Source organism: Rhodoferax sp. (assembly GCF_011391645.1).
GTDB lineage: Bacteria > Pseudomonadota > Gammaproteobacteria > Burkholderiales > Burkholderiaceae_C > Rhodoferax.
Genome location: NZ_JAABQC010000021.1, coordinates 21,529 through 32,358 on the forward strand (window position 1 = coordinate 21,529; position 10,830 = coordinate 32,358).

At 59.2% G+C, this 10,830-nt stretch carries 11 protein-coding genes; 6 read left to right on the plus strand and 5 right to left on the minus strand.

Annotated features, from left to right (window positions below; all coding sequences use genetic code 11):
• Position 1: 1 nt before the first annotated feature.
• From GPS82_RS04665 to GPS82_RS04675, 3 genes are read right to left on the minus strand one after another with little or no spacing between them, the layout of a single operon-like run.
• Positions 2 to 739 carry an ABC transporter ATP-binding protein gene (locus GPS82_RS04665; protein ID WP_296491522.1) on the minus strand — a complete coding sequence of 246 codons (738 nt, stop codon included), beginning with the start codon at positions 737 to 739 and terminating at the stop codon, positions 2 to 4.
• Positions 736 to 2,055 carry an efflux RND transporter periplasmic adaptor subunit gene (locus GPS82_RS04670; RefSeq protein WP_296491525.1) on the minus strand — a complete coding sequence of 440 codons (1,320 nt, stop codon included), beginning with the start codon at positions 2,053 to 2,055 and terminating at the stop codon, positions 736 to 738. The genes GPS82_RS04665 and GPS82_RS04670 overlap by 4 nt, the downstream gene beginning before the upstream one ends.
• A 37-nt stretch (positions 2,056 to 2,092) precedes the next feature.
• On the minus strand, positions 2,093 to 3,490 hold the full coding sequence (locus GPS82_RS04675) for an efflux transporter outer membrane subunit (protein WP_296491529.1): 1,398 nt from the start codon (positions 3,488 to 3,490) through the stop codon (positions 2,093 to 2,095).
• A 141-nt stretch (positions 3,491 to 3,631) separates the two neighbouring features.
• Between GPS82_RS04675 and GPS82_RS04680 the strand changes: the two genes are divergently transcribed.
• The 5 genes from GPS82_RS04680 (at position 3,632) to GPS82_RS13745 (ending at position 9,084) form a co-directional block, all read left to right on the plus strand.
• Positions 3,632 to 4,903 carry an RsmB/NOP family class I SAM-dependent RNA methyltransferase gene (locus GPS82_RS04680; protein WP_296491531.1) on the plus strand — a complete coding sequence of 424 codons (1,272 nt, stop codon included), beginning with the start codon at positions 3,632 to 3,634 and terminating at the stop codon, positions 4,901 to 4,903.
• 23 nt (positions 4,904 to 4,926) lie between these two features.
• Positions 4,927 to 6,117 carry a fatty acid desaturase gene (locus tag GPS82_RS04685; RefSeq protein ID WP_296491534.1) on the plus strand — a complete coding sequence of 397 codons (1,191 nt, stop codon included), beginning with the start codon at positions 4,927 to 4,929 and terminating at the stop codon, positions 6,115 to 6,117.
• A 206-nt stretch (positions 6,118 to 6,323) separates the two neighbouring features.
• Positions 6,324 to 6,830, plus strand: a complete 507-nt coding sequence (locus GPS82_RS04690) for a hypothetical protein (RefSeq protein WP_296491536.1) — start codon at positions 6,324 to 6,326, stop codon at positions 6,828 to 6,830.
• A 178-nt stretch (positions 6,831 to 7,008) separates the two neighbouring features.
• Positions 7,009 to 8,670 (plus strand): mechanosensitive ion channel family protein, encoded by a 1,662-nt coding sequence (locus tag GPS82_RS04695; protein ID WP_296491539.1) that lies wholly within the window; start codon positions 7,009 to 7,011, stop codon positions 8,668 to 8,670.
• Positions 8,671 to 8,760: 90 nt separating this feature from the next.
• Complete coding sequence (locus GPS82_RS13745) at positions 8,761 to 9,084, plus strand: universal stress protein (protein ID WP_363717107.1); 324 nt, start codon at positions 8,761 to 8,763, stop codon at positions 9,082 to 9,084.
• On the opposite strand, the gene GPS82_RS04700 is transcribed toward GPS82_RS13745, so the two are convergent.
• Entirely contained in the window at positions 9,050 to 9,625 is a 576-nt protein-coding gene (locus GPS82_RS04700) for a TMEM165/GDT1 family protein (protein ID WP_296491547.1), read from the minus strand. The two genes, GPS82_RS13745 and GPS82_RS04700, sit on opposite strands and share 35 nt — an antisense overlap.
• A gap of 201 nt (positions 9,626 to 9,826) precedes the next feature.
• On the opposite strand from GPS82_RS04700, the gene GPS82_RS04705 reads away from it, so the two are divergent.
• Complete coding sequence (locus tag GPS82_RS04705) at positions 9,827 to 9,979, plus strand: DUF3096 domain-containing protein (RefSeq protein ID WP_296491543.1); 153 nt, start codon at positions 9,827 to 9,829, stop codon at positions 9,977 to 9,979.
• A gap of 164 nt (positions 9,980 to 10,143) precedes the next feature.
• Here GPS82_RS04705 and GPS82_RS04710 read toward each other — a convergent pair whose 3' ends face one another.
• The gene (locus GPS82_RS04710) at positions 10,144 to 10,590 is read right to left on the minus strand and encodes a hypothetical protein (protein WP_296491544.1); all 447 of its coding nucleotides are present in this window, start codon (positions 10,588 to 10,590) and stop codon (positions 10,144 to 10,146) included.
• Positions 10,591 to 10,830 lie beyond the last annotated feature (240 nt).

Here is a 10,830-nt window from a genome sequence, read left to right on the forward strand (position 1 = left end):
CTCAAGCCACCTCGGAAGCTTTGGTGCGTTGCAGCGCCTTGGGTTGCGGATTGCGCGTGTCGCTGTCCACCACGCCGTCGACAAAATGCACGATGCGCTTGGCATAGGCCGCCATGTCGGCCTCATGGGTGACCATCAGCACGGTGATGCCGTGGTCCACATTGAGGCTCCAGAGCAGTTCCATGATCTCCAGGCTGCGGTGCGTGTCGAGGTTGCCGGTGGGCTCGTCGGCCAGCAGCACGGCGGGCTCGGTGACGATGGCGCGGGCAATTGCCACCCGCTGCTGCTGGCCGCCCGAGAGTTCGGCCGGGGTATGGTGCTCCCAGCCGGCCAGGCCGACCGAGGCCAGCGCCTTTTTCGCGGCCTCATGGCGAACTTTGGTGGGTTCACCGCGGTACAGCAGCGGCAGTTCAACGTTTTCCTGGGCGCTGGTGCGCGCCAGCAGGTTGAAGCCCTGAAACACAAAACCCAGGTAGCGCCGGCGAAGTAGCGCGCGCTGGTCGCGGCTCAGGGTTTCCACATGCACGCCATTGAACAGGTATTCGCCGGTGGTGGGCGTGTCCAGGCAACCCAGGGTGTTCATGGCGGTGGATTTGCCCGAGCCGCTGGGGCCCATGATGGCGACAAAATCACCGGCTTCAATGCGCAGGTCAACGCCCTTGAGCGCCTGCAGTGCGGTGGCTCCCGCGCCGTACATTTTGGTGACGGCCTTGAGTTCGATCAGCGGCTGGCTGCTCATGGTTTGGCTGCTGCCGGACCCGAACGCTGGTCGGTGATCACCGGCATGCCCTCAAGCAGGTCACCGCCGGTGATCTCGGTCATGCGGCCGTCGCTGATCCCTGGTGTGACGCTGACCGCCGCGGGTGCGCCGTCACGCAGCACCCAAACTTGCCTGGCGGTGCCGCCGGTGGCCTTTTTGCCGGCGCCGGTGCGCGGCATGCGCGGCATCACGCTGGCCATGATGTTGCTGCCGGATTTGGCTGCCGTGTCATTGGTTTGCGGGGAAAAGCGCAGCGCGGTGTTGGGCACCAGCAGCACGTTTTTACGCTCAACGGCGGTGATGGTGGCGGTGGCGGTCATGCCGGGGCGCAGGCTCAGGTCGTCGTTTTTGACATCAAGCTGGGTTTGGTAAGTGACCACGTTGTCGGTGATGGTGGAGCCAAAGGCCACGCGCGTGATCGCTGCCGGAAAGCGCCGGCTGGGAAAGGCGCTGACGGTAAAAGTGGCGGGCTGGCCGATCTTGACGCGGCCCACATCGGCCTCATCCACGTTGACCTGCAGACGCATCTGGCTCAGGTCTTCGGCCACGGTGAACAGCGTCACGGCTTGCAGCGAAGCCGCCACGGCGTTGCCGGGGTCGACCGAGCGCGTCAGCACCACACCATCGGTGGGGGAGCGGATGGAGGCTTTGGAGCGGTTGGTCTCGTCGGTGGCCAGCGTGGCCCGCGCTGAATCCACGTTGGCGCGCGCGCTGGCCTCGCCGGCGATGGCGCGATCATGCACCGCGCGGGCGCTATCAAGCTCGGTTTTAGACGGTACCTTGCCACCCGACAACCTTGCCACTTCTTCCAGGCGCGCCAGGCTGGCGCTGCTCTCCTTGACGGTGGCCGCCGCCTGGGCCAATTGCGCTTGGGCGCTGGCCAGCGCGGCGCGAGAGCGCAGAATCTGGTCGTTGAGTTTGGCGGTGTCAAGTTCCACCAGCACTTGGCCTTTTTTGACCTTGTCATTCACATCCACCAGCACGCGCAGCACGGTGCCCGACAGCTCGCTGCCAATGTTGACCGAGCGCGTGGGTTGCAGCGTGCCGTTGGCCGTGACCGTGAGCGTCAGGTCGCCCTTGCTGGCCGGCTCGGTGACATAGCTGGGCGCGGCATTGCGCTCTTGACTTTGCTGCCAGTAGGCGTAACCGCCACCCGCGGCAATGAGCGCCGCCAATGTTGCCCACAGCGCGGGGCGGCGCCACCAGGCGGGTTTGGCGGGTGCCTGCAGCATGGCTTGCAAATCACTGGGGCCGGGGCTGGCAGTCTGGGGGGTCTTTGGCGAGGGGTCGGTCATAGGATGCTCAGGTGTGTTTGGTCTGAATAGGGTGTTGCTACCAGCCGCCACCCATGGCTTTGATCAGGCGCACATGGCCGCTGCTGAGATCGGTTTGCACGTTGGCCACGCTGACTTGTGTGACAAGGAGCGTGCGCTGGGTTTGCAGCACGGTCTGGTAATCAACCAGGCCACTGTTGTAACTGTTTTGCGCCAGCAGGGCGGCGTTGTTTGCCGAACTGACGGCTTGTTGCAGATAGACCAGTCGTTCGCGGTCATGGCGCAAGGTGATCAGGGCGTCCTCCACTTCCTTGAGCGCCGTCAGCAGGGTGTTTTGATAAGCCGCGCGCGACTGTTCCAGCCCCGCCTGCTGGACCCGCACCTGGGCTTTGGAGGCGCCGCCGTCCAGGATGGGCATGGCCACCGCGCCAAGGATCTGTGAGGCCACTGCTGCGCCGTTGCTGAAACCCGCCAGGGTGAGCGCGGTCATGCCCAGCGAACCGCCCAGTCTGAACTTGGGCAGGCGGGCTTTCTGGGCCTCATCGACAGAGGCCAATCCGGCGGTGATGCGTGCCTCGGCGGCCCGCACATCGGCGCGCTGACGCAGACTGTCTGCCGGGATCACGTTGGCCACCTGCGCGTCGATCTGCGGGATCGGCCCGGCCGCCTGCAGCTCGGCTTCGAGTTCGTTGGGATTCTGGCCGGTGAGCACAGCCAGGCTGTGGCGGGCCAGGGCCAGACTGTTTAGCAGCGCCGGAATTTGTGCCGCTGACTGTGCCTCGGCGGTTTTGGCCTGTTCCACTTCTAGCGAGGTCACCAGGCCGGCTTGAGCACGCCACTGAGTGATTTGCAGGGTTTCCTGTTGGCTGCTCAGGCTGTTGCGGGCAATGTCGAGTTGTGCTTGCAGACTGCGCAGTTGAATGTAGGCCAGCGCGACTTCGGCGGTCATGCTCAATTGCATGTCGCGCAAATTGGCGATGGAGACCTGCAACTCGGCTTCGCTGTTGGCCACTGCGCTTCGGTTGGCGCCGAACACGTCAATTTCCCAGCTGGCGTCAAGGCCGCCCCTGAAAACGACGCTGGACGGCCCTTCGTCGGCGGTGTTGCGTTGCACCGAGCCTGACACCGCGAGGTTGAGCCTGTTGGCGGCCAGATTGACATCAAGAATGGCCCGCGCCTGCTGCAGCGCCGCCTTTGACGAGAGGATGTTGGGGTTGGCGAGCATGGCCCGGATGATCAGATCAGCCAGCAAGGGGTCGTGAAAGTCGTTCCACCAGGTGGCCTGGTTGAGCGCCGGGTTGTTGGTCGGATCGGGCGTTTCTTCGTATTGAAACAGGCTGGCGCAGCCGCCCAGCAGCAGGCCCAGCGCGACAATCATGGCCCAGGCCAGCGGTGTGTGCCTGGCTGGCCGGGTTGCGTTGAGCTGGGGTTTTTGGTGTGTTGGGCGCAAGAACATCTGGGGCTTATCTGGCTGTCTGTACAAATCAAACTGAATCATCGGGATCGAGCAGGGCAGGCCGATTGTGCAACCTCATTTTGCCAGCAGGGTGTCTGAGCGGTAAAGCTGTTTGAAGTTCCCGTGGGACAATCGGGCCCTATGCATCCAAAAGCCCTGCTTGACGCCTGTTCCGAACTGGTGCGTCTCTCCCTTAAATTTGACCACCCGGCAGATGCCATTGTGTCGCGGTTTTTTCGCGATCATCGCGGCCTTGGGCCGCGTGAACGCGCCACCCTGGCCGAGACGGTCTATACCGTGCTTCGTAAAAAACTGCTCTTTGACCATTTTGCGCCTTCCGGCAGCGGCCCCAAAGAGCGCCGCCTGGCAATATTGGGTTTTTACGGACCCGGTGACTTTTTGCGCAGCGCCCTGACCGAGCAAGAGACCAACTGGCTTGACCAATGCGAAAAAATCAAGCCTGAAGACTTGATGGAGCGGCACCGCCACAATCTTCCCGAGTGGCTGGTACAGCCGCTCAAGGACCAGTTGGGTGACGAGTTCTGGCCGCTGGTGGAGAGCTTCAACAAGGGTGCAGGGCTCGACTTGCGCGTCAACATGTTCAAGGCCAAACGGGCTGATGTGCAAAAAGAGCTGGCCGCCCTGGGCATCAAGGCGGTGCCGACGCCTTATTCACCCTGGGGCTTGCGCATTGCCGGCAAGCCGGCGCTCAACAAAATGGAAGCCTTTAAACGCGGCGATTTTGAGGTGCAGGACGAAGGTTCGCAATTGCTGGCGATGCTGCTGGATGCCAAACGCGGCGAAATGGTGGTTGATTTTTGCGCGGGTGCCGGTGGCAAGACATTGGCCATCGGCGCCACCATGCGCAGCACCGGGCGCCTGTATGCCTTTGACACCTCGGCGGGACGGCTTGATGCATTCAAGTCGCGGCTAGCGCGCAGTGGCTTGTCCAATGTGCATCCGGCGGCGATTGCGCATGAGCGCGACGACCGCGTCAAGCGCCTGTCGGGCAAGATCGACCGCGTGCTGGTCGACGCGCCATGCACAGGCATGGGCACGCTGCGGCGCAACCCGGACCTGAAATGGCGACAAAATCAGCAGGCCGTGGATGAAATGACGGTCAAGCAGACCGCTATTTTGCAAAGCGCGGCGCGGCTGGTGAAGTCCGGTGGGCGCCTGGTCTATGCCACCTGCAGCGTGCTGCCGCAAGAAAATGAAGCGATTGCGCTTGCTTTTTCTGAGGCCAACCCCGACTTTGCGCCGCTGGATGTGTGCGAGGTTCTTGTAGGGCTTAAAGTAGATAACGCGCTCTCACTGTGCAGCGGCGGCGATAATCAACAGCGGTTTTTACGGCTTTGGCCGCATCGGCATCAAACCGATGGTTTCTTTGCTGCGGTCTGGCAGCGTCAATAAAACTTTTATCAGAGTACATGTCAATGACTTCATTGTTGGAATGGGCAGCGAACGGGTTTTGGAACCTGAGCGCTTGGCAAATTGTGGCGTTCACCCTGGCCATGACACACATCACCATGATCAGTGTCACCATCTTCTTGCACCGCCATCAGGCGCACCGTGCCCTTGACCTGCACCCCTTTGCCTCGCATTTTTTCCGCTTCTGGCTGTGGCTTACCACCGGCCAGGTGACCAAGGAGTGGGCCTCCATCCACCGCAAGCACCATGCCAGATGCGAGCAGCCCGACGACCCGCACAGCCCCCATGTGCATGGCATCAAAACCGTGCTGCTGCAGGGCTACGAGTTGTACCGCAAAGAGGCGCAAAACAAGGAAACCCTGGCGCGCTTTGGCCACGGCACGCCCAACGACTGGATCGAGCGCCATCTTTACACCCGCTTTTCTTTTGCCGGTGTTGCGCTGATGCTGTTGCTTGACCTGGCGTTGTTTGGTGCCGCGGGCTTGGCCGTCTGGGCGGTGCAAATGGCCTGGACGCCGGTGATGGCGGCCGGCATTGTGAATGGCGCGGCGCACTACTGGGGTTACCGCAATTTCGAGGCACCCGATGCCAGCACCAACATTTCACCCTGGGGCATCTTGATTGCGGGCGAAGAACTGCACAACAACCACCACACGTATCCCACGTCGGCCAAGTTGTCGGTCAAGCCCTATGAGTTTGACATTGGCTGGATGTACATCAGCCTGCTGCAACGCGTTGGTTTGGCCCGCGCCAAGAAAGTGCCGCCCAGATTGGCGCTGGGTGCCGTGCGCCCGGTGGCCGACGAGCACGCGCTGGAGGCACTGATTCAAAATCGGTATGAGTTGATGGCGGGCTATGCGCGGGGCATGCGCCGGGCGTTCAATGACGAATTGGCAGCCTTGAAGGCCAGGCGTTCGGACGCCTCGATGATCAAGGCAGCCCGAAACTGGCTGCATCGCGACACCGAGAAGGTGCCCGCGTCTGTGGCCGCTTATCTGACCCGGGTGCGCGCCGCGTCACCCGTGCTCGACAAAATGGTGTTGATGCGTGAAGAACTGCGCCAGCTGTGGTTGAACCGCTCGCACACGCGCGAGCAATTGGCGGCAGACTTGCAGGGGTGGTGTCTGCGCGCCGAGGCCAGCGGTATCGCAGCGCTGCAGGAATTTTCTTTGCAATTGCGCGCTGCGCGAACCTGAGTGACAGGCGGCGGCCCCGTTGGTCGCATTGCTGCTGAACTTCAGCGATAAACTCGCCAGGCCGACTTGGATTCTGGCCAGCCCTGGGCTAAACTGACTCCGGTGACGCTAGCTACCTTTTATTTTGAGGGGAAACAGGAATGTTTGAATTTCTCAGATTTGGCCGAGACAAAAAAGTCAACAAGTCCAATGAAAAGCTTGAGCCCTTGGGCAGTCTGCCCAAAAAGGCAGATATCCGGATCGAAATGATCCGGCTTGCCTTGAAAAGTGTCCTGCGCCGTTACGGTATCCCAATTCAATGGATTGGAGCCGAAATCGCGCCTCTTGCCAGCTCAGGAGACACTGGCATTCTGCTTACCCAGTTGGTGGTGCGCCAATGGCACGATGAAGTGATGCGCTTCGCACCCGAGCTGCAAAACCAGTTGTCAACCGAAATTCAATTTTTCGACAGCACAGCCAAACCTGAAGATTTTCAATTTGTCTGGAAATTCATGCCCGATTGTGGCTATACCAATGAGAAGATTCCAGAGCCCGGATCCTGGGCCATTGCGAAAGATTCAACGCCTGTTGTGGCAGCGGTACCTGTCAAACCAGCCATCGCCGAACCCGCCACGGCCGCTCCTGCAGCCAAGTTTGAATTGCCCAAGTCAAAACTTGACGACGCTGATCATGACGATGGATTTGCCGCAACGCAAATTTTTGAACAAAAGTGAGATGGCAATGGTTTTGGGCCGGTTGACAGCAAAATGAGGGTGTAATCAGTCGTCGCTGTCGGGCATGACGACAGCCGCATGTTCACGCGGTCGAGTTTGGTGGTTGATGAAGTTCATTTGTCTGCATCAGAATGCAACGTGTTGCACATTGCAAAAAAAATAATTTCAGAGGCTCCGTATGACCAAAGTAGTTTCGTTCCGGTATTCGTTGGCCTTGTTGCTGCTGACTTGCTTGATGTTGTTTTCCCAAGGCGCGCAGGCAACCTCAGAGCCAGCCACAAAACCAGGTGATGAAAGCGCCTTGGAGGAACAGGATAGCGCCGCTGTAGAGGTTGACGGTCGAGTCCTTTTCAAGGTTCGCGGAACCTCCACGTTTCCTGCCGAGCAGCGGGCCAAAAACATTGCCGACCGCATCGTTGCACTGGCAACCGACCCAAGCTTTTCGAATGAGCAGCTTCGTATCGACGACTCGCAGCCCAGTAGAAGTTCGGTGATGGTCGGGAACAAACCGGTGATGGTTGTTTTTGATATTGACGCTAGACAGGAGGGGCTCGACAGGCAAACCCTTGCGTTGATCGTTGTCCAGAAAATCGGCGAGGCGGTCAAGTCCTGGCGACAGGACCGTGTTCCGGCTACGCTCATGCGCCATGGGCTGATCGCCTTTGGCTCCAGTCTGGTTTTTGTGCTGGCAGTATGGGCAGGGGGGAGGCTGTTTCGGCGTCTGCGCGATCGCCTTGAAACCCGACTGCATCAGAATGTCCACGATGTGCAGTTCAAGGGCTTCCATATTTTCGGGGCTCAGCAGATTTTGGGGCTACTGATTGGCCTGTTCAAGCTCTTGTGGGTAGCCACGATTCTGATGGCTGTTTATCTCTACCTGAGCAGTGTTCTTGTCCTGTTTCCCTGGACGCGCGGGCTGGGAGCCACGCTGATCACGCTGCTGCTTGATCCGCTGCGCACCCTGGGTTTGGGTTTTATTGAATTGGTTCCGAATCTGGTGTTCCTGCTGGTCCTCTTCCTGATCACCCGGTATGTTCTGAAACTGGTCAAGCTTTATTTCCAGAGCCTGGCCGATGGTGACGTCGAGTGGCAGGGTTTTGACCGGGATTGGGCATTGCCCACTTATCGGCTGGTCAGGCCCTTTTTGATTGCCTTTGCGGTGATTGTGGCCTACCCGTACATTCCCGGCTCGGATTCGGATGCTTTCAAGGGGGTGTCGCTCTTTATCGGCGTCATCTTTTCGCTGGGGTCATCCTCGATTATCGGCAACATCATCGCCGGGTATTCCATGACCTATCGCAGGGTCTTCAAGGTGGGAGACCGGGTCAAGATCGGTGAGTTTACGGGGGTCGTGGAGCAGGTGAGCACACTGGTCACTTATCTGCGCACCCTGAAAAATGAGTATGTGACGATACCCAACTCCAAAATTATCGACAGTGAGGTTGTTAACTTCAGTGCCCTGTCAGGGACCGCTGGGCTGATCCTCCACACCACCGTCGGGATCGGTTACGAGACCCCCTGGCGCCAAGTGGAGGCAATGCTTTTGGAGGCAGCGGCACGCACACCCAACCTGCTTCGGGTGCCGGCCCCCTTTATTCTGCAAAAGCTCCTTGGCGACTTCTGCGTGACTTATGAAATCAACGCCTATTGCGCCACTGCCCAAGGCATGAACCGGATTTATACCGATTTGCATCGCAATATTCTTGATGTTTTCAACGAGTACGGTGTCCAGATCATGACGCCCGCCTATGAGGGAGATACCGAGCAGCCCAAGGTGGTGCCGCGTGAGCAGTGGTATGCCGCTCCGGCAAGCCCGCCACAGTCTTCGACGCAGAGCTGAGAGGGTAAACCTTCAATTTTTAAACACGTTGACACCATGTTTAAACACATTCTTCTGCCCACAGATTGATCTGACCTCTCCTTGCGCGCAGTGACGGCCGGGATTGCGGCAGCATGCCTCGCTATCTCGGGAGACACGCCGCAGGATGCGATGGTGCGAATTGCCGCAGCTGAAGGCTGTGATCTCATCATCATGGGCACACATGCCCGATCCAAGGTGGGGAAGTTTATTCTGGGAAGTGTTGCCGCATCTTTGCTTGCCGAGTGCGAGATTCCGGTGCTGCTATACCGAGGAATTAACGGGCTGCTTGTGGGCCGCCGACCAGCGGCCGCGAAAGCAGTATCCCAGCCATGCAGTCAGCGGATGATTCGGGCAGACCCTAGCCAAACAATTTGTCCACCTGAAAGATGGTGAGCAATCCCATCACGGCGAAGATGCCTGCTGCGATGCTGTGAACCAACTTCATCGGAATCCTGGCGGCGAACTTGTTTCCAACGAACACGGCAGGTACGTCGGCGAGCAACATCCCCAGGGTGGTTCCGGCGATCACCATCAGGGGTGCTCCATAGTGGGCAGCCAGGGCGACGGTGGCAATTTGCGTCTTGTCGCCCATCTCTGCCAGGAAGAAGGTGACCAGGGTAGCGCCAAAAACGCCGAGATGCCTGGCCACCTGAGTTTCCTCTTCCTCAATTTTGTCGGGGATCAAAGTCCAGATGGCCATTCCAATGAACGAGCCGCCAAGAATCCAACGCATGATTTCAGGGCTGACCACCGAGGTGATCCAAGCCCCCAGCGCACCCGCCAAACCATGATTGATCAGCGTGGCCACCAGGATGCCGGCAATGATTGGAATGGGTTTCTTGAAGCGTGCGGCCAATATGAACGCAAGGAGTTGTGTCTTGTCGCCGATTTCAGCGAGGGCGACAACACCGGTGGAGACAAATAGGGATTCCATGAAAGGTTCCAAGGCCAGACAAACAAAATGACCATGAAGCATCGCGCTCCAAATCAAGCCAATTCAGAGCCAGCAGTGTCCTTGCGGATCTAACGGTACCAGCAAAGGCCCGACGTCTGGTGCGTTGGCGCACAGAGCCATCATCTGATCTGCTGGCATCATACTCGTGCGCAGCCATTGACCCACCAGATTGGAAAATTCATGAACCTTCATCTCAGCCTGACTCCCCTGATTTCGCTCCTTGCCGGGATTCTCATTCTGGTCATGCCCAGACTCCTGAATTACATTGTGGCGATTTACCTGATCGTCATTGGCCTGATCGGCCTGTTCGGCACTGGATCCATGCGACTGTAGCCGGGGTCACTTTCGCGAAGTTCCTGGGCAGGGCAGCTTTGAGTCGGGCCCGGGACGTCGGCGGGTGACCAAGCCACCCGGAAGAATGCCTGATTGCCGGCGGGGCCACCCTGCAGAAAAACCTGGCTTAAAGTTCTGTCACCCCTGCCAATTTGTGCCAGCGACTACCGGCGGTTCGGATTGTCCGGCATGCGGTCGTAGCGGTTGCGCACACCGTCGCCGTCACGATCACGGTCCCGCCGATTCATGACGCCGTCACGGTCACGGTCGCCGTGCGGGCCACGGCGCTGAGCGTTCTGCCAGCCATTGTGCCGACCATTGTCAAAGCGCTGGTAGTAGACGGGTGAGGGCGTGTAGAACTGACGGGGTTGAACATAGACTGGCACCGGTCGCAGGTAAACAGGCAACGGCTGCACATACACAGGCACTGGCCGCACATACACATGCGGCTGCTGCACATAGACAGGCACCGGCTGCACGTAGACGCCAGGAACCTGCACGCCGATGGAGACAAACACATCGCTACGGGCGTGCGCCGGCGAAGCCGCCACAATGACGCCCAACGCGAGCGCTGCTGCCGCAAGCGATTTGGTGGAAATGAGATGTTTCATGAAAACTCCTTGGGTTGGTACGGTCTGCATCTTGCGCGTACGTGTCTGAACGCAAGCTGAACCAATGCGAGAAAAACCTTGAACCGCATGAACGTCAAGCGGGGAGCCGGGCAGAGCACCCCTATTTGGCGAGCAAAGCCTTGCTTGCGCAATCTGCTTGAAAAAGCTTGAAAAAGATATTGACTACTCAAAAAATCTGGCGCAAAATTTCCCTGCGACCGAGTCTTTACCCTCGGTGAA

Bases quoted from the DNA above. Each gene is read 5' to 3' on its own strand.
- GPS82_RS04710 (WP_296491544.1), bottom strand. From the start codon at position 10,590: ATGAAACATCTCATTTCCACCAAATCGCTTGCGGCAGCAGCGCTCGCG.
- GPS82_RS04705 (WP_296491543.1), top strand. From the start codon at position 9,827: ATGAACCTTCATCTCAGCCTGACTCCCCTGATTTCGCTCCTTGCCGGG.
- GPS82_RS04685 (WP_296491534.1), top strand. From the start codon at position 4,927: ATGACTTCATTGTTGGAATGGGCAGCGAACGGGTTTTGGAACCTGAGC.
- GPS82_RS04680 (WP_296491531.1), top strand. From the start codon at position 3,632: ATGCATCCAAAAGCCCTGCTTGACGCCTGTTCCGAACTGGTGCGTCTC.
- GPS82_RS04670 (WP_296491525.1), bottom strand. From the start codon at position 2,055: ATGACCGACCCCTCGCCAAAGACCCCCCAGACTGCCAGCCCCGGCCCC.
- GPS82_RS04675 (WP_296491529.1), bottom strand. From the start codon at position 3,490: ATGTTCTTGCGCCCAACACACCAAAAACCCCAGCTCAACGCAACCCGG.
- GPS82_RS04695 (WP_296491539.1), top strand. From the start codon at position 7,009: ATGACCAAAGTAGTTTCGTTCCGGTATTCGTTGGCCTTGTTGCTGCTG.
- GPS82_RS04700 (WP_296491547.1), bottom strand. From the start codon at position 9,625: ATGGAATCCCTATTTGTCTCCACCGGTGTTGTCGCCCTCGCTGAAATC.
- GPS82_RS04665 (WP_296491522.1), bottom strand. From the start codon at position 739: ATGAGCAGCCAGCCGCTGATCGAACTCAAGGCCGTCACCAAAATGTAC.